Consider the following 19,591-nt stretch of genomic DNA (forward strand, 5'->3'; position numbering starts at 1 on the left):
TAAAAACTCACTAACCTTGAAAGTACTGCTTAAACTTCTACGCTATCGTTGACGCTGACCGACAGTTGATAGGCGGTATACTTACGGATATTAATCACCCCAGTATCAAACAATAAGTACTGCCCCTTGATACCAATTAAAGTGCCTTCCGCAACAGGGTTTTTATCCAAATTAAAACTACTGATTTTTGCTGGGTAAGCTTCCACTGGGTAGGCAATATCCAGCACTTCCACATCTGTAATGGGCTGAATGGCTTGCAAACCAAAACGTGTTTGCAGCGCATCCAGCGATTCAGCGCAACTGTCCATCAATTGATCGCGAATCTGCAACAAATCCACCGGCTCCACATCACCTTTGAGCAAAGTACGCCAGTTAGTGCGGTCGCCCACTTGACTGCGCAAGGCGTCTTCAACAAAGCCCGATTGCTGACGAGTTGCTACCCGAAAAATCGGTACAGCTTGAATAGCACCCTGGTCCAGCCAGCGCGTAGGCAGTTGTGTGCCACGGGTAATCCCCACTTTAACCCCAGTGGAGTTGGCTAAATACACAAAGTGATCGGTCATGCAAAACTCTTGCGCCCACTCTGGCTCACGGCACGTGCCGGCATCATAATGGCATTTCTCTGGGCTCATAATGCAGCTGTCACAACGGGCCAGTGATTTAAAACATGGCCAGCAATAGCCTTGGGCAAAACTTTTCTTGATGGAGCGCTCACAATTTGTGCAGTTAATTTCGCCTAAAAACTCTAAACGCAATTTTTTCCCAAGTAACTGGTTGAGAGCATGTTGCTCGTCATCCAAACGAAAACTGTATTGTGCAGGGGCATCTAAAGCAATCTGCATTTTACTGACCGCGCCACGTCCTAATTCAATCATCAGTGCAGCGTCCCTGTGGCTGGAGCAAATAAAGCGGCTTCAGCTGCAGATAATTTCTTTTGCGTTTGCTTGGCGCACTCTTGGCCACCCATATAACCGGTGCGTTCCTCTTCTGGCAGGTTGTTTTGCTCCCAGAGAATCATCGCTTGCATGGTCAACTCTTTTTGCTCTTGAGTGAGTTTAGTGCCGTCCCCCCACTTACCTATTTCCATCGCCAATTTCAGGGTTTTATAGGTTTCCGGGGTGATTCTTTCAATTAAATCAGCAAAACTTTTCATAACCAATTCCTCGACAAAATAAGCAAAAATATTACGCCGCACGCTGGCGTGCCACTTGTGCAAACAGCGCACCACTCAAACAACCCAGTATTAAACCGCTGACATGGGCAGCGTTAGCTATTTGGCCAAGACCTAAAGCAGTTACCACTCCAAATAAGCATAACAGCAGCCAAATCAGCATCATAGCCACCACCCCTTTGGGCAAGGCATAACTGGCTTGCGGATAAATACGTTGATAAATCCAGCAGTGCCCCAGCACCGCATACAGCACCCCAGACAAACCACCAAATAAGGACGGCCCAGAAAACATAAACTGACTGACGTTGGAGACCAAGCCCGCCACTAACGTCAGCGCCAATAAAAACAACCAGCCCTGCTGGTATTCAATGCGCCGCGCCAACTCCCAATACCACATCATATTCATGGCCAGGTGCAATAAACCAAAGTGCACCAGCATCGGCGACCATAACCGCCACCACTGCCCCTCTTCTAAGCCCTGCGCCACTGGGGTAAAAAATATGTAGTCGCCTTGAATGCGAAAATCATTGAAAGTGAACCAGCTAATGGTCTGCAGGTTGTCACCTAGTTGAGTAATAAAAGCCACCAACAAACAGGCAATTAATACTGCTGCCGTGGCTGGACTGCGGCGCAACTGTTGCACAAACCCTGCGGGACGATAATTTGCCGCCTGTGCTGGCAGATAAGTCCACTGCGGCTCCGGCAACTGCTCACCGCTGACAAACTGCTGATACCACTGCTGCACCTCTACAGCATGCGCAGTAGCAACCCAGAGCACTTGCTCACCACTTTCTTCAGTCACTCGATGGCCAATACCGTGCTGCTGTAAGACGGGCAAAAACTGGGTTAGATCAGTCTCTAGGGGCACCCGTAACGCACTGCTCCACTTCATCGTTAAGATCCTTTCTCTTGGGCGTCCACCCAAACAAAATTACTCGGCAGCAGCTGTTCTTCTTGACCTAATCGGTACGCCACCAGTTTTCCGCCATTGACTGCGCTGTAATCTAAACAGGCTAAATTGGGTCGAATTAAACTGGGCTGTCCTTGACGCCAATAATGGCCAACAAAGAGCAAAGGTTGCTGCGCATCGTAATTATTAATATGGCGCAAGTACTGCGAGGGTAAAGGTTTTTGCGCAATATGCTCAGGCAAGGCGTCGGGTTGAAAAACCACGTCGCCATAGGTCAGCGCGGCACTGTCTTCATGCCAGAATTTGGTACGAAAAGAAGAGCGCTGATAACCGTCTTGACTGATTTGCGACATGCCATAAGGCAAGGGCAAATTAACCCCGCGCAACAAGCGATTAAAGGTTTGGTCGGCAAGGCTGCCGCTGATCGCTGATTGCCGCACAAAGTCAGTATCAACCCGTCCATCAGGAAAGCGGCTGCGTAAAGTGTTAATTAAACGCTCGTCCCAGCAAGCATGCACGGCCCGAAAACGCTGCGCATCAATAAACAACGGTAAGTTTAAAAACCACTGATTAAAGTCCTGCCAGTCGTACGGGTGTTCTGCAAATTGCTCAAGGGTCTCGCGCTGTAAGCGGGCATGACGTGCCGAATGCTCACGGACAAAGCGTTGCTCGCCGTTTTCGGTAAGGGGTGTATTCCAAGCCAGGGCGTAATACTCATGATTGCCCATAATGCAGTGGGCGTGACCGGCCTCCACCATGCTGTGCACGATGTGTAAGGTTTCACGAATATAGGGGCCGCGATCAATCAGGTCACCTAAAAACAATGCCTGACGAGTCGGATGCTGCCAAACACCTGCGCGCTTGCTATAACCTAAAATAGACAGCAAGTGCTCCAAGGTTTGCGCGCAGCCATGCACATCACCGATCAGGTCATAGCTGCGTACCGGATCAAGCCACATTATTTATTATCCTGGCCCAAGCGGCTACCCCAGCCGAGCTTGTCACGGCAAACACCATAAAAATTATGGTCCAGTGGATGAATTAAGCGCAATTTTTGCGGCTTACGTTGAATATGCAGGGTATCCCCTGGAGCACAGGTCACATGGCTTTGACCGTCACATGACACCAGCGGGTAAATGTTCATATCTTCAGAAATAATCACTTTCAGCTCACTGTCCGCATCCACCACAATCGGGCGACTGGATAAGGTATGCGGGTACATAGGGACAATCACGATGGCATCTAAGCGCGGATGCATAATGGGGCCACCAGCAGACAATGCATACGCTGTTGAGCCTGTAGGCGTGGCGATAATCAAACCATCGGCTTTCAAACTGTAAACAAACTGGCCGTCAATAAACAACTCAAACTCAATCATGCGAGTGGATTTACCTGGGTGCAAAACCACATCGTTAAGGGCATCGCCTTGACCAATGGGCATACCCTCACGGCGCACTTCAGTTTCTAATAAAAAACGCTGCTCAACGGTATAGTTGCCGGCCAGTACTTCAGAAATCTGCGACTCTAACTGCTCAGGTAAAATATCCGTTAAAAAACCCAGGCTGCCGCGGTTAATCCCCAATACCGGTGTATTGTGCTGGGACAAAGCCCGCGCCGCACCCAGCATTGAGCCGTCACCACCCACGACAATGACTAAATCGCACACTTCACCGAGCAGCTTGCGAGAGCTGGTTTGCAAATTATGGCCGGGCAGCATTTCAGCAATGGTTTCTTCTAAAATAACGTGCAAATGCCGTCCAATTAGATAGCGCTTCAGACGGCGTATTGTCTCTAAAACGCGGGCACTGCCCATCCGCCCGATAATGCCAATATTGCGAAACTGCTCCATAGGTTTCCCGCTCCAACTGCGTTTATAGTGTGCTTAAGACCAACAGCTCTGGTTAAAGTTTTTTGCGAATCAAATAGGTGTAGGTGCCATCCTGCTCACTGCTGTCGAGCAGTTGATGCTCTAAAAACAAGCAGAACTTGGGTATATCACGCTGCGTGGACGGGTCAGTAGCAGTGACTTTTAACACCTTTCCAGCTCCCAGCTCACGCACCTTAGTATGCAATAGCATGACCGGCTCAGGGCAAAAAAGGCCGCAGGCATCTAATTCAGCATCCACTTCTATAAGCATTTCTGTCACGTTGATTTTACCTTTGCGTTAAATTTCATCTCACAAACAGCCTGCGCAGCGCAGCAGACCCTTGGCGAGAGTGCCAGCCCAACAAAAACTCGACCTACAAGTCAGTCTTTGTGCTTTACCTATTATTCAGAGCTGGGTAGTGTGCCACTCAATATTAACAATAGGATGCTAAGCCATGAGCGAACTGATCCAGTACAACTGCAACGAAGGTATTGCTACCTTAACCCTAAACAACGGCAAAGTTAATGCGATTTCACCGGATATGGTTGCTGCTTTTAACCAGTGTCTGGATCAAGCAGAAAAAGATCGGGCCATCGTCATCATTACCGGTCAGCCGGGTATTTTATCAGGCGGTTACGATTTAAAAGTCATGACTTCAAGCCCTGAAAATGCGATCAACCTAGTGGCCAGCGGCTCCACTTTAGCGCGACGTATGTTAGCACACCCCTACCCAATTATTGTTGCCTGCCCAGGTCACGCTATCGCTAAAGGGGCATTTTTATTGCTCTCGGCAGATTACCGTATTGGCGCTGAAGGCGCTTTCAATATTGGTTTAAACGAAGTATTGATCGGGATGACCATGCACCACGCCGGCATTGAGCTGGCCAAAGACCGCCTGAGCAAAGCGGCGTTTCAGCGCTCAGTGATCAACGGCGAGTTGTTTAGCCCCGCGGCAGCAGTCGAGGCTGGCTTCTTAGACCGTGTGGTGCCCGCAGAGCAGCTAATGGCAACGGCCTTAGGCGTGGCAACCCTGATGAAGAAAATCAACATGAAAGCGCACCGCAACACCAAACTGAAAGTACGCAAGCAGTTACTCGAGACTCTCGACGCTGCGGTAGAGTTGGATAAAACCCAACTGCTGTAAAGCTGCATCTTAACCCGTAGCCAGACCCTATAGCAGGTGCTGGCTACGGGTTTTTTATTCGCTGGGAGGACGTATTGCCTCAATTAGATAACTGATGTCATAGCCCAGCTCTGCGCCGACACGGGCGGCCTGTTCGCGCAGCAACGGAAGCGGTGGCGACTGTTCGAAACTGTAAGGCACCAATAAAATCACATTGCCCTCCTTCACCGGTATTTCCCAGTAGTGGCGATAAAACAAACCACGAAATAATGCTGCCCCCAAGGGGCGCCCGTCCAGCGTGGCCCACTGATTAATAATCAACCAGCCTCCAGGGTTGAGCAAGTCTTGGCATTTAGCTAAAAAGCCCCAAGCCAAATGCGCCACCGATGGACCTGCATCAGTATACATATCTAAATAAATTAGATCGGCAGTCTCAGCCGTATCAATCAGCTCCAAAGCATCGCCAATGCGGATGGTTAAGCGCGGATCATCGCTCATACCCAAGTATTCCATCGCTAAACGAGGCAATGGCTCACGCAGCTCCAGCACCTCAACATCGTTTAAGTGCGGTAGCGCAGCCAAGCACACCTCAGTTAAACTGCCAGCCCCCAAGCCTAAAAACAGCGCAGTTTCAGGGTGCGGATGGCACAAACTGGCCAACAGCATGGCGCGCGTGTAGTCGTACTTTAGATACAATGGGTTTTCATACAGCACACAGCTTTGCTCGGCGCTGTCACCAAACTCTAAATAGCGGTAGCCATTATTTTCCACCACGCGAATTACACCGTACTCATCGGTTTCCTCGACCAACACCCGCTTCGCTGCTTGCTGCTCAACTAACACTGCATATTCCTTCCGCGCTTGCCTATAGCGATACAGATGAACTGCTGCCAACACGGCAGCAAACCCTACAACCCAGCACAGTAGCATCATAGTCCCATGCAGCCTCTTAACATGGCCAAGACTCAATACTCAGCGGGCACAACAAAAAGCCCAGCATTGGCTGGGCTTCAGTTAAGCGCAGAGGTTGAACCTAAGCTTTAACGCGTGACTTATATTCGCCAGTACGGGTGTCAATTTCAATTGAATCACCAATTTCACAGAACGAGGATACCTGCAATTCATGTCCGGTGCTCAGACGTGCAGTTTTCATCACTTTGCCAGAGCTATCGCCGCGCACAGACGGCTCAGTATAAATGATTTCGCGCTCAATAGTGGTGGGCAGCTCAATGGAGATCACTTTGTCTTCATAAAAAACCGCAGCGCACTCATCGGTCATACCATCTTCGATAAAAGGCAAAACAGCCTCGATATCGGCTTTTTCAAGCTCGTACTGATTGTATTCTTCATCCATAAAGACATACAGCGGGTCAGCGAAGTAGGAGTAAGTCACACCTTTGCGCCCCAAGGTTACTGGCTCAAATTTATCATCAGCACGAAAGACGGTCTCTGTGGCTGTGCCGTTTAACAGGTTCTTCAGCTTCATTTTAACGACCGCAGCGTTGCGGCCTGATTTATTAAACTCAGCCTTCTGAATCACCCAAGGTGAACCATCAATATTTGCAACTTGGCCGGTGCGAAATTCTTGTGCAGTTTTCATGCTGAAATTCCATAAAGAATGGGGAAGATTTTTAGGTGCGCATCATAGCCACTTTTCATAGAAAGACGCTAGCTTTGTCGCAAGATCTGGGTAATTATTTTGTTGCGCTAACCAGCGCATGGCGTGACTTTGCAGCTTTTCCTCATGGGCAGTAAACAGTGCCCAAGCAGCCCCCATATCTGCTTGCTGATTCCAAGCCTGCCACAGGTGCTTTAAGGCCTGTACGCTATCGTCGTCTAACGCGTCGCTATATAGGGTAAAAAAGGCCTTTAACTTGAGCAAATGCGCACCTTCCTCTTGCGGATAAATATGCCATAACATGGGCTTGCCCGCCCACTGCGCACGCACAAAAGAGTCCTCGCCACGCACACAATTGAGATCACAACACCAGAGTAATTGATCGAACTGCTCTTGCTCGATATAGGGCAACAACTGCAGGGTTAAATTGTTTTTTTGGTAGCTGCGCCCCACTTGCAAGCTTTGCTCAGCAAACCATTGGGCAACACTGCTCTGCAAGGGGCCTGGTAACAGCAGTACCCGATTGCGCCTGGTGTCATTACTTAAGGCTTGCAGCAAGCTGGGCAACCCCTGATTGGCATAGGCAAATAAGCTGATTAAACGCTCACCGGGCAATGGCTGCACCTGCACAGTAGCCAAAAAGGCTTGCGCTAGAGAATCGCTCGCGAAAAAATCATTACGCTGCGCTAATAAGCCCTGTTCACGCAATAACCCACCAGTATCCTCAGTAAAGCCGGGGAAAAAGAAATACTTTTGTAGGCCGCCACTCTGCAATGAGGGCAAAGTATGGCACTGCGCAGCCCAAGGCTCTGCAGTTAAATACTCCAAATTAAGCCAGAGCACCTGCTGCTTAGCTCGCATCAGAGCAATGTAGTGCTCAGGTAACTGGCAGGCAAAGGCCTCAATGACCACATCAGCACTTTCACTTTGCGCACTAATTAAACCCTCGCGCCAGTGGCAGATGAGCACCCCAGCCAGCCCCTGCTGATCCACTCCCAATTGCACTGCAGGACAGATTTTATTAAAGCTGACTACATCATCCACCCACAAGCGCACGGCAAAGCCTTGCTCGCGCTGTAACTGCTGAGCTAGACGCCAAGTCACCCCAATATCGCCGAAATTATCGATTACACGGCAAAAAATATCCCAAGTTGCGCGCATACAGTGGCCTTTTGTTAAAAACACAGTGAGTCAATTTGCTCGCCAGTCTGCCCTAAGCCACTGACTAAAAAAGATTATTTGCCTTACAGGCGATGTTCCGCTATATTACCGCACCTCGAACAAGCCATTTGCTTATTTGAGATTTGCGGTGAAGTGTCCGAGTGGCTGAAGGAGCTCGCCTGGAAAGCGTGTATAGGAGAAATCTTATCGTGGGTTCGAATCCCACCTTCACCGCCAGATTTAATAATGAAACCTCTGATTTATCAGGGGTTTTTTTATGCCTGCAGTTTATAGCCAGTTATAACCAGCAGCCAAGTTATAGCTGGCTATACACAGATACTCAGCCAGTCTTTTTACTGGCCGTTAAATACCGGCAACCACTCCACTAATAAAGCCAGCTGCACCACAAAGACAATGACTGCGAACACGCCAACAAAAGCAATCAGCCAAACGCCACCCACGACTTGATAACCACCAACAGCGCGCGGGAACTGCTTACGGGCGGCGTACGCTAAGAGCGCGGGTACCAAAGCGGCCCACACAGCAGCCATCAACCCCACATAGCCCATTACAGTGACAAAACCTGTGGGTAGGATTAAGCACGCCAACAATGGTGGCAGAAAGGTAATGGCCGCAGCTTTTAAGCGACCGCGGGCGGTATCAGCAAAGCCAAATAAATCACGAATGTAATCAAATAGACCTAAAGTCACCCCGAGAAACGAGCTCGCAATGGCCATAAAGGCAAAAGCATTTAAAGAGCGCGCTACCGCATCAGTTGTCACATACACATTCAATGCCGCCAATAAGGCGCTAACATCCCCGCCGGCACTCAGCACAGGCGCAAACTCAGTACGGGGTAAGTTTCCTTGCACAGCCAGTTGCCAAAGCAAATAAATCCCCAACGCCAATAATGAGCCCCACAAAATACTGCGAGCCACTGGCTTAGCATCTTTATTGTAGTAACTGACCAAGCTTGGCACGTTACCGTGGTAGCCAAAAGAGGCTAAACACACTGGCAAAGCTGCCCAAGCATAACGCCAGTACTGACTCTCGCCCTGCCCTTGGTGGTCGAACAGCACTGCCGTGGTAACGCTTTCCAGCAGGGTGCCGGTGGACAGGAAAAAGCTAATCAGCATGCCGCCAATGAGTATGGTGGAGAAACGGTCCACCACTCGGGTAGAAATCCACACCGAGGTCGCCAGTATCAATAAGAACAGCAGCGAAGATAACTCTCGGGAAACCGCCAATGGCTGCTCGGTAAACCAAGCAGCGATCGCCAGCAAGCTGTTCTGAGTTAAGCCACCGCCAACAAAAATATAGGCATAGGTCAGTGAATAGAGAACAAAGGCCACCGCAAAGCCTGTGACTAAACTCCAGCCCGGCCCCAGCAAGCCACGCACCACGGTATGGAAACTGGCGCCTTGTGGAAAATGCAGGGTTGCTTCCAGCAGCATTAACCCCGACAAGTACATACACAGCCACACATACAATAGGATCAGTACCGAGCCACCAAACCAGACTCCGGCTGTGGCCGTGGGATTAGCCAGCATGCCGGCACCAATGGCCGTACCAGCAACAATCATCATGCCGCCAAAGCGGGTGGGTATTTGCTTGCGTACACTAGTGCTCATAGAGGGTCTTTATAAGGTTTTGATCACCCAGCAGCTGCGCGCCTAAGCCATTTTAGCGACTGAGGCAGCGCAGTTGTTGAGCTCAACTGTATTGATAAAAAATACGTACTTGGCCGATATAGTCCAATGTTTGTGCTTTTTCCGCGAGCCGTTGCGATAAATTGGCACTGGCATCATGCATGGGCCGCACTAAATCTACGTGCACTTTGCCGCTGAGGTAATGCAAAGTCACCGAATCACAATCTGCCGCGTCCACCTCACCAGCCCAGACCTTACGCAAATCCGCTAAGACCTCGCGGCGAAAAGGCAAGCCAATGCATAACAACTCTAAAGAATCATCTTCTGGGTCAATGTGCACCAGAGCATTGGTAATATTTTTTTCAGATTCAATCAGTTTGAAACGCACATACTCGGCAATCTTATGGCCTTCAGAGACGCTTAAACGCTCATCCACTTCAATGTGCACATCAACTAAGTAACTATCACCCATACGGCGGCTGCGCAGCATATGCATGCTTTGCACCCCTTCAATATTCTCGATGATACGTGCCACCGCAGCCGCAGTTTTAGGCTCCATACCGGTATCAATCAGCTCTCGAATGGATGACCATGCTTGGTCCCAACCAATTTTACCGATCATATAGGCTACGCCTAAAGCGGCAAACGCATCCAAATACGGCACGCCCATTAAACTACCGGCCACACCAATCAAGACCACAATTGAAGAAATCGCATCGGAGCGGTGATGCCAAGCATTGGCCTTTAACAGGTTGGAGTTAAAGTCACGGGCAATACGCATGGTGTACTGGTATAAGCCCTCATTGGCAATAATAGAAATGGCGGCAATCAAGAGCACAATGGGCGTAGGCTGCAGCAAAGTGTCTGGATTGAGCAGGCGCTGCCCCGAATCCACCACAATGCCAATGGCGGTAATGATTAACACCACGCCTAGCCCTACAGTAAAGGCCGTCTCAATTCGCGCGTGACCGTAAGGATGCTCCTTATCTGCCGGTTGATTGCTGTATTTGGCTGCAAACCACACCATTAAGTCGGTGCTTAAGTCGGCTAACGAGTGCACTCCATCAGCCACTAAAGCTGTCGATTGACCAATGATGCCAAAAACAATTTTCACCACGGTTAAAACCAGATTGACGATGGCTCCAACCACACTGGTTTTGCGCATTGCCTGATCACGCTCTTTAGCCTGCTGCTGAGCATCCATTAACTTTTCTCCATATATATCAATCTATTACAAAGGGTAATTAATGTAGGTTTTAAACAACTTAGCCGGAACATTAGGATTATCCGCGTCACTAACCAAGAGTATTTGCAAGCGCTCGCCCTCTTGCTTGGCACTGATCCCTTCGATTTTATAAACTGGCTGCACAGCTTTGATCCAGCGCAATTGCCGATCAGCATCGATTAAACCTATAGCGGCAGCAACACATTCGCCGTCATGGTAACTGTCATCGGTATTCTCCGCCGCGGCACTAAATAAACAGGCACCATCGGGCAAAGCAAAGCCATCAGTAAAGGTTAAAGGCACACCGGCGACTTCACCCAACTCATATCGATCAATGCGCTGTGCTGGAATACTTAATGCGGGGTCTGGATTGTCAAGCAAGGTGAGCAGGTCAGCAAGCTTGAACTCGATGACCGCATTATCACGGTGCTGGTTATTACCGCGCTGCCAGATTTTCAAGCAGTCACCCTGTATCACCACACCCTCAATATTCAAATCCACGAAGACCTGCTCCAGCGGCTGATAAAGGGGCTGCAAAGCAAACAGCAAAGGCTCAGCCTGCAACGTCCCCGGTGCGGCAAAGGGCCAGAGCATGCCGCGCTTGCGTTGCTGCGTTGAGCCTGAGCCTAGCGCCAACAAAGCCCCGTGCGCATAGCGCGAACATGGCGGCATAAAAGTTAAACTCTCAAAGTCCGGTTTAACCGCTTTGCGCTGCTTAGCATCTTGCGGTAAAGCCCCAGGGATAATAGTGAGCGTTTGCCCAGGTGCGCTATCGTGCAGTGAGAACACGCCCAAAACCAGGTCGTCATCAGGCACCACATAAAGGGTATCGTCAGCCACCCACATGCCGCTCGCGGCGCTTAAATAAGAACGTCCCGTCGCCTCGTTAAGCTGCAACTCGCGCAGCTCGATTAAGGTTAAGCCATCACTGTGCATTTGTTTACCTCACCTGCCGGCCCAATCAACTCTGCGCAGCACTTTAACACATGCTGAGCGGCAACTGCTGTGCTTTGACGCCCGCCTCTTCTGCGCGTATTTATGCTATATTTCGCCAATCTTGATATAGGTCATTTTTCATGCAAACTGCTAAACCTTTATATGATTACCCTAAGTACTGGGCTGAGTGCTTTGGTCCTGCGCCTTTCCTACCCACTTCCCGTGAAGAAATGGACGCTTTGGGCTGGGACTCTTGTGATGTCATCATTGTGACCGGTGATGCTTATGTGGATCACCCCTCATTTGGCATGGCAGTGATTGGCCGCGTCTTAGAAGGACAGGGTTTCCGCGTCGGTATTATCAGCCAACCGGATTGGCGGGATAAAGACGACTTTATGCAACTGGGCGAGCCTAATCTGTTTTTTGGCGTCGCCGCCGGCAATATGGACTCAATGATTAACCGCTACACCGCTGATCGCAAAATGCGCTCGGATGATGCCTATACCGCAGGTGGGCAAGCTGGGAGTCGTCCCGACCGCGCTAGCTTGGTCTACAGCCAACGCTGCAAGGAAGCGTATAGCCACATACCTGTGGTGCTTGGCGGTATTGAAGCCTCGCTGCGCCGCATCGCCCATTATGACTACTGGCAAGACAGCGTACGCCGCTCCATTTTAATGGACGCCACCGCCGATATACTGCTGTACGGTAATGCTGAACGCGCCATTGTTGAAGTGGCGCAGCGTTTATCTTGGGGTGAAGCCATTACTGAGATTGATGATATCCGCGGTACTGCTTTTATTCGCCGCAATACGCCACAGGATTGGTTTGAACTGGACTCCACCCGCATTGACCGCCCTGGGCGCGTTGACCGCATTATCAACCCCTATGTGAATACTCAAGACACTGACGCCTGCGCCATTGAGCAGCAGGCCGGCGAGCTACTTGAGCAATCGGATGTGCAGGTGGTGCAGCTGATTGATCACCCCAACCTCACCCGTGAGCGCACGGTGATTCGTATTCCGTCGTTTGAAAAAGTGCGCAATGATCCAGTGCTGTATGCCCACGCCAACCGCGTGCTGCACCTAGAAACCAACCCCGGCAATGCCCGTGCTTTGGTGCAGCGCCATGAGAATCAGGATATTTGGCTCAACCCACCACCGATTCCGTTGACCACAGATGAAATGGATTATGTGTTTGGCTTGCCCTATGCGCGGGTGCCACACCCCAAGTACGGCGCGGCTAAAATCCCTGCTTACGAAACCATTCGTTTCTCGGTCAACATCATGCGCGGCTGCTTTGGTGGCTGTACTTTCTGCTCCATTACCGAGCACGAAGGACGCATTATTCAAAGCCGTTCCCATGAATCGATTTTGCAAGAAATCGAACAAATGCGCGACAAGGTACCGGGCTTTACTGGTGTGGTGTCCGACCTTGGCGGGCCGACGGCGAATATGTACCGCTTGGCCTGTAAGAGCAAAGAAATTGAAGAGGTGTGCCGCAAGCCCTCTTGTGTATTCCCCGGCATTTGCCCGAACCTGAATACCGATCACAGCTCGCTGATCGAGTTGTACCGTAAGGCACGGGAATTACCCGGAGTAAAAAAGGTGCTGATTGCTTCAGGTCTGCGCTATGACTTGGCCGTGGAACACCCTGAGTATGTGCGCGAGCTGGTAACCCACCATGTGGGCGGCTACTTAAAGATTGCCCCAGAGCACACTGAAGAAGGTCCGCTGGAGCACATGATGAAGCCGGGCATTGGCAGCTATGAACGCTTCCGTAAAATGTTTGAGCAGTTCTCTAAAGAAGCCGGCAAAGAGCAATACCTAATCCCCTACTTTATTGCTGCGCACCCAGGCACCACCGACAAAGACATGCTCAGTTTGGCCCTGTGGCTGAAAAGCAATAACTTCCGCGCCGACCAAGTGCAAGCGTTTTACCCTTCACCTATGGCTACGGCAACAGCGATGTACCACTCAGGTAAAAACCCACTGCGTAAAGTCACCTATAAAAGCCCCGCCACGGAGATTGTAAAAAGTGAAGAGCAGCGGCGTTTACACAAGGCTTTCTTGCGCTATCACGACCCTAAATCTTGGCCGTTGATTCGCGAAGCCTTACTGCGCATGGGCCGCGCGGACTTAATCGGCGCAGGGAAAAACAAGCTGGTGCCTGCTCAGCAACCGCAAAACGATGGTTATCGCAGCGCCCGACGCAAAAACTCAACGCCAGCCAAAGGCAAACAGGCTGCTCGCCCTTTATTAACTCAACACACTGGCATCCCGCCGCGGGCCAAAGACGACAAACCCAGTTGGCATAAACGCGAAGAAGCCAAAGCCGCTGCAGAAGCCAAACTGCGCGCTGAACGCCGACAAAAGCCTGCTGCCAAAGGCGGCAAAGGCCGACCACCAGCAAAACCGCGTTAAGTAGGTGAGCTGCTTTGGCACCCATGCCGTCCTAATTTGGACGGCCTACGGCAGCCTTAATACATAAGCGGCGAGCCTAAATATATCGACCCTTCAAGGTCGTAAAATCCAGCCTAGCGAGAGTCCATCAGTTCGGCAAGGATCTCAAACGAGCGCAAGCGGTCTTCATGCTCATACAAATCGCAGGTAAAGATCAGCTCATCGGCTTGCGTATGCTCGAGCAAGATGTCCATTTTTTGCTTAATGGTAGCGGCGCTGCCGATCATGGCCATACTCAGGAACTCATTGACAGTTTGCTCCTCATGGGGCTTCCATATGTCTTGCATGCTGGCAACCGGCGGGCGCATTAACATGCTTTGCCCACGAATCAGGGCCAAAATGCGCTGTGAGGTGGTGGTTGCTAAAAACTCGGCGTGGGCATCAGTTGCCGCAGCCACCAACGGAATCCCCAGCATGACATAAGGCTTCGCCAGCACTGCAGATGGTTTGAAGTGACGGCGATACACTTCAATGGCCTGCATCATCATGCGCGGGGCAAAATGCGAAGCAAAGGAATATGGCAAACCTTTCTCAGCAGCCAACTGCGCACTGAATAAGCTCGACCCCAACAACCAAATAGGCACATTACTGTTGACCCCAGGCATGGCTATCACTTGCTGCCCTGATCCGCGCGGTCCTAAAAAACGCTGCAGCTCATCGACATCCGCTGGAAAATCATCGGCACTGCCGCTGCGGCGCTTGCGCAAAGCCCTCGCAGTCAATGGATCGGTGCCCGGTGCACGGCCCAAACCTAGATCAATGCGCCCTGGATACAAGGCATCTAAAGTACCGAATTGCTCAGCAATCACCAACGGTGCATGGTTAGGCAGCATCACCCCACCCGCTCCTACGCGAATCCGTTGTGTACCAGCCGCTAGATAGCCAATCAGGACTGCGGTTGCCGAGCTGACAATGGCGTCCATATTGTGATGTTCAGCCACCCAAAAGCGGGTAAAGTTTAGTTTTTCAACATGCTGAGCAAGGGCTAACGAGCGCTGCAATGCCGGCGCTGGGCCTTCATCAGTGTCTTTTCGAGAGGCTAAATCTAAAACAGAAAAAGCCACTTTTTGCACATCACTCATACCATTGCTCCTCTTGATTGGGCCAATTACCAACTGCGCTATCAGCATTACACAAACACTATAGGAGTGCTACCATAGCGACCCAGCCCATCGTACTCTGATGAAAAAGTTATGCAGCAAAAATACCTCGCCGGTCAGTCGCTACCTCGTGCATTGTTTAGTATGACTTGGCCCATGCTGTTTGGCGCAGTGGCTCTGATGAGTTTTCAGCTGGTGGACAGTATTTTCATCAGTATGCTTGGGGTGCAGCCGCTGGCGGCTTTAGGTTTTACTCTACCACTGCAGCAATTATTAATTGGTGTGCAAGTTGGTATTGGTATTGCCGCAACCGCACTTATTTCCCGCGCCATTGGTGCTGGCGATCCTGATCGTGCTAAAAATCTCGGCGGTCTTGTGGTGGTGGCCGGCTGTTGTCTTTCGCTGGTGTTATGCACGCTTATTTGGCTGTTACATACGCCTCTGCTCAAGGCGCTCGGTGCCAGTGCCGAACTGCTGCCCTACACAAAAAGCTATTGGTTGCCTTGGCTGAGCAGCGCTTGGTTGGGCGCTTTTTTATATTTCGCCAATAGCATTTCACGGGCTAACGGTGATACGCGCTTACCCGGCCTGATGATGGTGGTGACCAGCATCTTAAATATGCTGCTGGATCCGTTGTTTATTTTCACCTTTAACTTAGGCTTGCCGGGTGCTGCTTATGCCACCATTGTTGCTTACGCTATTAGCGCGGCAGTGATGTATTCACGGGTACTGAAAAATCAGTGGCTGGCTTTCAATCGGGCTAAGTTTGCCACTGGCCCGGCTTTAGCAGAGATTGCCAAAATCAGCGCACCGGCAATGCTCAGCCAATTGATGCCTGGCTCTGCAGCACTGCTTGCGACTCGTTTAGTAGCCGGCTATGGCGGCTCAGCCATTGCTGCTTGGACACTAGGCAGTCGTGTAGAGCTTTTTTCTATCGTGATTGTTCTAGCGCTCACCATGTCATTGCCACCGATGATTGGCCGTTTATTTGGCTCCCAGCAAATAGCCCGCGTGCACCACTTGGTTTTGGTCGCTGTGCGTTTTGTGATTGGCTTGCAAGTTATTATTGCTTTATTTTGGATGGCCAGTCGCTGGTTAATAGCACCAGCCTTAGCCCCAGACCTTGATACCGAAACGTACCTGATGAGTTACATGCTCTGGGTACCCATCAGCTACGCTGCCTTGGGTGTCTGCATGCTTATGGTCTCGGTGTGCAACGCCCTGGGAATGCCAATGCGCGCTGTCTGGATCTCAACTTTACGTCTGTTTTTCTGCTACCTACCGGCCTTGTGGTTAGGCGCTGCGCTGGCCGGCATGAGCGGTTTATATATTGGCGTATTACTGGGTAATGTGGCAGCAGGCTTGCTGTCTTGGCAGCTGTATCAGCGCGGCTTAAAGCATCTGCAACATGGTTAGGCGACCCATGCGTGAGTAATTTAAGCGCAATAAAAAACCCGCCAGCAGCGGGTTTTTAGCGGAACGGGACAACTCAGCATTGTTACAACGCGGCTAGGCCACGCTGTAAGTCGGCTTGAATATCACTGTACTCCTCTAAGCCAACGGCAACACGAATTAGACCATCGCGGATCCCTGACTGCTCACGCTCGTGCGGCTGCAAACGGCCATGGGTGGTACTGCCTGGGTGGGTAATGGTAGTTTTCGTATCACCCAAGTTAGCCGTAATGGAGATCATGCGTGTGGCATCAATAAAGCGCCACGCACCTTCTTTGCCGCCTTCTACTTCAAAACTCAAGACAGCACCAAAACCACTTTGCTGCTGTTTGGCCAATTCATGCTGTGGGTGACTGGCTAAGCCAGCATAATAAACTTTTTTAACCTGTGGCTGCTGTTCAAGCCACTGCGCCAGTTGCTGAGCACTTTGACAGTGGGCATGCATGCGCAAGCGTAAGGTTTCCAAACCTTTTAAGAAAACCCAAGCATTAAACGGGCTCATGGTCGGCCCAGCAGTGCGCAAAAAGCCCACGACTTCAGTCATCAGCTCGGCACGACCCAGTACTGCACCGCCTAAACAACGGCCCTGACCATCAATGTATTTTGTCGCTGAATGGATCACAATGTCTGCGCCCAAGGCCAATGGCTTTTGTAAAACGGGGGTGCAGAAGCAGTTATCCACCACTAACAGAGCGTCAGCCCCGTGGGCAATTTTACTGAGCGCACGTATATCAGCCAACTCAGCCAAAGGATTAGAGGGGGACTCAACAAACAGCAATTTAGTTTTAGCAGTGCACGCCGCTTGCCAGGCCGCTAGATCATCTATTTTCACATAGGTGATTTTAATGCCAAAGCGTGCGCAGTATTTATCAAACAAACTAACAGATGCACCAAAGATGCTGCGCGAAACCAGTATTTCGTCGCCCATACTGCACAGGCTCATTACTGTAGCTAAAATAGCTGACATCCCTGAGGCGGTGGCCACGCACTTTTCTGCGCCTTCGAGTGCTGCCAAACGTTCTTCAAAAGTACGTACGGTCGGATTGGTATAGCGCGAGTACACGTTGCCACTGCGCTCCCCAGCAAAGCTTGCTGCAGCATCTGCCGCGCTACGAAAAACGTAGCTGGAAGTGGTGAAAATAGCCTCACTGTGCTCTGCTTCAAAGCTGCGCTGCTGACCTGCGCGCACCGCTAAGGTATCGAAACCCGCATCAGTTAACTCGCTATTGAGTCGACCCGCCTGCCAATCCGTCGTCATGACTTACACCTTATATACGTCTAATAAAGAGCAGGCTGTGAATACTCAAGCCTGCTGGTAATAGTGCGCTGCCCATTTAGCGACAGCGCTTACAGGGTTAATCTGCTTCGTTATTGTGTAGGCCAATAGTGGCCTGACTGACCTGTTCAGCCCCTTGCTCAAGGCCATTGCGCTGATTTTCAATGCGCTGCAAGTAAGCTGCATCAATATCACCAGTCACATACACACCATCAAAAACCGCACAATCAAACTGATCTATCTGAATTTTACCGCCTTCAACAGACTCGATAAGGTCTTCTAGATCTTGGTAAACCAACCAATCAGCACCGATCAGCTCTGCTATTTCATCGGTCGTGCGGTTGTGCGCAATGAGCTCATTGACGCTTGGCATATCAATGCCATAAACGTTTTGATAACGCACAGCCGGCGCTGCGGAGCAGAAATACACATTTTTCGCCCCAGCATCACGGGCCATTTGAATAATTTGCTTACAGGTCGTACCGCGCACAATGGAGTCATCCACCAGCATCACGTTCTTGCCGCGAAACTCCAACTCAATGGCGTTGAGCTTTTGTCGCACCGATTTTTTACGGGCGGCTTGCCCGGGCATAATAAAGGTGCGGCCGATATAGCGGTTTTTAACAAAGCCTTCGCGGTACTTAATGCCCATGCGGTTAGCCAGTTCTAAAGCCGAGGTACGGCTGGTATCCGGTATAGGAATGACCACATCAATGTCATGCTCTGGCCGCTCTCGGAGAATTTTATCGGCAAGCTTTTCACCCATGCGCAAACGTGCTTTATACACGGATACACCATCAATAATAGAGTCAGGGCGCGCTAAATAGACATGTTCAAAAATACACGGATTGAGCACAGGATTGGCTGCACACTGGCGCGTGTGTAACTCACCGTCTTCAGTGATATACACCGCTTCACCTGGCGCCAAGTCACGAATCAAGGTAAAGCCCAGTACATCGAGGGCGACGCTCTCTGAGGCAATCATATACTCAACGCCTTGCTCAGTTTCACGCTGACCAAAGACAATCGGACGAATGCCATGGGGGTCGCGAAAACCTAACACACCGTAGCCAGTAATCATGGCAACAACTGCATAACCACCACGGCAACGCTCATGCACACGGCTGACCGCAGCAAATACGTCTTCTTTAGTGGGTTGCAGCTTGCCACGTTGACTGAGCTCATGGGCAAATACGTTAAGCAGTACCTCTGAGTCTGAATTGGTATTCACGTGGCGCAAGTCAGATTCATAAATCTCTTTCGCCAGCTGTGCCACGTTGGTTAGATTACCATTGTGAGCAAGGGTGATACCGTACGGTGAGTTGACATAAAATGGCTGCGCTTCGGCACTGCTAGAACTACCGGCAGTTGGGTAACGAATATGGCCGATTCCCACATTACCAATCAGCTCTTTCATGTGCCGGGTGCGAAACACGTCACGCACTAAGCCGTTGTCTTTACGCAGAAACAGACGTCCATCTTTTGATGTCACCATTCCAGCGGCATCCTGGCCACGGTGTTGAAGTACGGTAAGTGCGTCATACAACGCTTGATTAATGTTTGATTTACCAACAATACCGACAATGCCACACATGTAACGCGACCCCTACTCTGTCATTCTAATTAAAGGCAGTTGTACGAAA

18 protein-coding genes and 1 tRNA gene are annotated in these 19,591 nt (G+C 50.5%); 4 read left to right on the forward strand and 15 right to left on the reverse strand.

The genetic code is table 11. The annotated features are described in order from the left end of the window. Nucleotides 1-29: 29 nt before the first annotated feature. The 6 genes from O6P33_RS08970 to tusA are packed head-to-tail and all read right to left on the reverse strand — an operon-like array spanning nucleotide 30 to nucleotide 4,219. On the reverse strand, nucleotides 30-875 hold the full coding sequence (locus O6P33_RS08970; RefSeq protein ID WP_269817448.1) for a DUF2797 domain-containing protein: 846 nt from the start codon (nucleotides 873-875) through the stop codon (nucleotides 30-32). Further along, complete coding sequence (locus tag O6P33_RS08975) at nucleotides 875-1,153, reverse strand: YeaC family protein (RefSeq protein ID WP_269817449.1); 279 nt, start codon at nucleotides 1,151-1,153, stop codon at nucleotides 875-877. The genes O6P33_RS08970 and O6P33_RS08975 overlap by 1 nt, the downstream gene beginning before the upstream one ends. Nucleotides 1,154-1,184: 31 nt before the next feature. After that, nucleotides 1,185-2,063 (reverse strand): rhomboid family intramembrane serine protease, encoded by an 879-nt coding sequence (locus O6P33_RS08980; RefSeq protein ID WP_269817450.1) that lies wholly within the window; start codon nucleotides 2,061-2,063, stop codon nucleotides 1,185-1,187. A gap of 2 nt (nucleotides 2,064-2,065) precedes the next feature. Continuing rightward, complete coding sequence (locus O6P33_RS08985; RefSeq protein WP_269817451.1) at nucleotides 2,066-3,040, reverse strand: metallophosphoesterase; 975 nt, start codon at nucleotides 3,038-3,040, stop codon at nucleotides 2,066-2,068. Then, nucleotides 3,040-3,930, reverse strand: a complete 891-nt coding sequence (locus O6P33_RS08990; protein ID WP_269817452.1) for an NAD(+) kinase — start codon at nucleotides 3,928-3,930, stop codon at nucleotides 3,040-3,042. The genes O6P33_RS08985 and O6P33_RS08990 overlap by 1 nt, the downstream gene beginning before the upstream one ends. Nucleotides 3,931-3,982: 52 nt before the next feature. Next, the gene (tusA, locus tag O6P33_RS08995; protein WP_269819502.1) at nucleotides 3,983-4,219 is read right to left on the reverse strand and encodes a sulfurtransferase TusA; all 237 of its coding nucleotides are present in this window, start codon (nucleotides 4,217-4,219) and stop codon (nucleotides 3,983-3,985) included. Nucleotides 4,220-4,403: 184 nt separating this feature from the next. Between tusA and O6P33_RS09000 the strand changes: the two genes are divergently transcribed. Next, a complete protein-coding gene (locus O6P33_RS09000) occupies nucleotides 4,404-5,093 on the forward strand; it encodes a crotonase/enoyl-CoA hydratase family protein (RefSeq protein WP_269817453.1) in 690 nt (229 codons plus the stop codon). Between the two features lie 54 nt (nucleotides 5,094-5,147). Here O6P33_RS09000 and O6P33_RS09005 read toward each other — a convergent pair whose 3' ends face one another. The 3 genes from O6P33_RS09005 to earP all read right to left on the reverse strand — a co-directional run bounded on the left by O6P33_RS09005 (nucleotide 5,148) and on the right by earP (nucleotide 7,851). Further along, complete coding sequence (locus tag O6P33_RS09005) at nucleotides 5,148-5,915, reverse strand: spermidine synthase (protein ID WP_269817454.1); 768 nt, start codon at nucleotides 5,913-5,915, stop codon at nucleotides 5,148-5,150. Nucleotides 5,916-6,105: 190 nt separating this feature from the next. Beyond that, the gene (gene efp, locus O6P33_RS09010; protein ID WP_269817455.1) at nucleotides 6,106-6,672 is read right to left on the reverse strand and encodes an elongation factor P; all 567 of its coding nucleotides are present in this window, start codon (nucleotides 6,670-6,672) and stop codon (nucleotides 6,106-6,108) included. Between the two features lie 42 nt (nucleotides 6,673-6,714). Beyond that, nucleotides 6,715-7,851 carry an elongation factor P maturation arginine rhamnosyltransferase EarP gene (earP, locus tag O6P33_RS09015; RefSeq protein ID WP_269817456.1) on the reverse strand — a complete coding sequence of 379 codons (1,137 nt, stop codon included), beginning with the start codon at nucleotides 7,849-7,851 and terminating at the stop codon, nucleotides 6,715-6,717. A gap of 147 nt (nucleotides 7,852-7,998) precedes the next feature. Here earP and O6P33_RS09020 point away from each other — a divergent pair. After that, nucleotides 7,999-8,088: transfer RNA gene (locus O6P33_RS09020), tRNA-Ser, on the forward strand. Between the two features lie 116 nt (nucleotides 8,089-8,204). Here the strand turns inward: O6P33_RS09020 and O6P33_RS09025 are convergent. From O6P33_RS09025 to O6P33_RS09035, 3 genes are all read right to left on the reverse strand, one after another. After that, on the reverse strand, nucleotides 8,205-9,482 hold the full coding sequence (locus O6P33_RS09025) for an aromatic amino acid transporter (protein ID WP_269817457.1): 1,278 nt from the start codon (nucleotides 9,480-9,482) through the stop codon (nucleotides 8,205-8,207). Nucleotides 9,483-9,564: 82 nt separating this feature from the next. Beyond that, the gene (locus O6P33_RS09030) at nucleotides 9,565-10,704 is read right to left on the reverse strand and encodes a cation diffusion facilitator family transporter (protein WP_269817458.1); all 1,140 of its coding nucleotides are present in this window, start codon (nucleotides 10,702-10,704) and stop codon (nucleotides 9,565-9,567) included. A gap of 27 nt (nucleotides 10,705-10,731) precedes the next feature. Continuing rightward, nucleotides 10,732-11,661 (reverse strand): DUF6929 family protein, encoded by a 930-nt coding sequence (locus O6P33_RS09035; protein WP_269817459.1) that lies wholly within the window; start codon nucleotides 11,659-11,661, stop codon nucleotides 10,732-10,734. A 140-nt stretch (nucleotides 11,662-11,801) separates the two neighbouring features. Between O6P33_RS09035 and O6P33_RS09040 the strand changes: the two genes are divergently transcribed. Next, nucleotides 11,802-14,081, forward strand: coding sequence for a YgiQ family radical SAM protein (locus O6P33_RS09040; RefSeq protein ID WP_269817460.1), 2,280 nt, complete (start codon nucleotides 11,802-11,804; stop codon nucleotides 14,079-14,081). 113 nt (nucleotides 14,082-14,194) lie between these two features. Here O6P33_RS09040 and O6P33_RS09045 read toward each other — a convergent pair whose 3' ends face one another. After that, entirely contained in the window at nucleotides 14,195-15,202 is a 1,008-nt protein-coding gene (locus O6P33_RS09045) for an LLM class flavin-dependent oxidoreductase (RefSeq protein WP_269817461.1), read from the reverse strand. A gap of 111 nt (nucleotides 15,203-15,313) precedes the next feature. Here O6P33_RS09045 and O6P33_RS09050 point away from each other — a divergent pair, with 111 nt between their 5' ends. Then, nucleotides 15,314-16,636 (forward strand): MATE family efflux transporter, encoded by a 1,323-nt coding sequence (locus tag O6P33_RS09050; protein ID WP_269817462.1) that lies wholly within the window; start codon nucleotides 15,314-15,316, stop codon nucleotides 16,634-16,636. Nucleotides 16,637-16,718: 82 nt separating this feature from the next. Here O6P33_RS09050 and O6P33_RS09055 read toward each other — a convergent pair whose 3' ends face one another. Then, nucleotides 16,719-17,930, reverse strand: a complete 1,212-nt coding sequence (locus O6P33_RS09055; protein WP_269817463.1) for an O-succinylhomoserine sulfhydrylase — start codon at nucleotides 17,928-17,930, stop codon at nucleotides 16,719-16,721. Between the two features lie 97 nt (nucleotides 17,931-18,027). Further along, nucleotides 18,028-19,542 carry an amidophosphoribosyltransferase gene (gene purF, locus O6P33_RS09060; RefSeq protein WP_269817464.1) on the reverse strand — a complete coding sequence of 505 codons (1,515 nt, stop codon included), beginning with the start codon at nucleotides 19,540-19,542 and terminating at the stop codon, nucleotides 18,028-18,030. Nucleotides 19,543-19,591 lie beyond the last annotated feature (49 nt).

It is taken from the genome of Denitrificimonas caeni, from assembly GCF_027498055.1.
In the GTDB taxonomy this organism is placed as follows: Bacteria; Pseudomonadota; Gammaproteobacteria; order Pseudomonadales; family Pseudomonadaceae; genus Denitrificimonas.

Bases quoted from the DNA above. Each gene is read 5' to 3' on its own strand.
- O6P33_RS08970 (WP_269817448.1), bottom strand. From the start codon at position 875: ATGATTGAATTAGGACGTGGCGCGGTCAGTAAAATGCAGATTGCTTTA.
- O6P33_RS08975 (WP_269817449.1), bottom strand. From the start codon at position 1,153: ATGAAAAGTTTTGCTGATTTAATTGAAAGAATCACCCCGGAAACCTAT.
- O6P33_RS08980 (WP_269817450.1), bottom strand. From the start codon at position 2,063: ATGAAGTGGAGCAGTGCGTTACGGGTGCCCCTAGAGACTGATCTAACC.
- O6P33_RS08985 (WP_269817451.1), bottom strand. From the start codon at position 3,040: ATGTGGCTTGATCCGGTACGCAGCTATGACCTGATCGGTGATGTGCAT.
- O6P33_RS08990 (WP_269817452.1), bottom strand. From the start codon at position 3,930: ATGGAGCAGTTTCGCAATATTGGCATTATCGGGCGGATGGGCAGTGCC.
- tusA (WP_269819502.1), bottom strand. From the start codon at position 4,219: ATGCTTATAGAAGTGGATGCTGAATTAGATGCCTGCGGCCTTTTTTGC.
- O6P33_RS09000 (WP_269817453.1), top strand. From the start codon at position 4,404: ATGAGCGAACTGATCCAGTACAACTGCAACGAAGGTATTGCTACCTTA.
- efp (WP_269817455.1), bottom strand. From the start codon at position 6,672: ATGAAAACTGCACAAGAATTTCGCACCGGCCAAGTTGCAAATATTGAT.
- earP (WP_269817456.1), bottom strand. From the start codon at position 7,851: ATGCGCGCAACTTGGGATATTTTTTGCCGTGTAATCGATAATTTCGGC.
- O6P33_RS09025 (WP_269817457.1), bottom strand. From the start codon at position 9,482: ATGAGCACTAGTGTACGCAAGCAAATACCCACCCGCTTTGGCGGCATG.
- O6P33_RS09030 (WP_269817458.1), bottom strand. From the start codon at position 10,704: ATGGATGCTCAGCAGCAGGCTAAAGAGCGTGATCAGGCAATGCGCAAA.
- O6P33_RS09035 (WP_269817459.1), bottom strand. From the start codon at position 11,661: ATGCACAGTGATGGCTTAACCTTAATCGAGCTGCGCGAGTTGCAGCTT.
- O6P33_RS09040 (WP_269817460.1), top strand. From the start codon at position 11,802: ATGCAAACTGCTAAACCTTTATATGATTACCCTAAGTACTGGGCTGAG.
- O6P33_RS09045 (WP_269817461.1), bottom strand. From the start codon at position 15,202: ATGAGTGATGTGCAAAAAGTGGCTTTTTCTGTTTTAGATTTAGCCTCT.
- O6P33_RS09050 (WP_269817462.1), top strand. From the start codon at position 15,314: ATGCAGCAAAAATACCTCGCCGGTCAGTCGCTACCTCGTGCATTGTTT.
- O6P33_RS09055 (WP_269817463.1), bottom strand. From the start codon at position 17,930: ATGACGACGGATTGGCAGGCGGGTCGACTCAATAGCGAGTTAACTGAT.
- purF (WP_269817464.1), bottom strand. From the start codon at position 19,542: ATGTGTGGCATTGTCGGTATTGTTGGTAAATCAAACATTAATCAAGCG.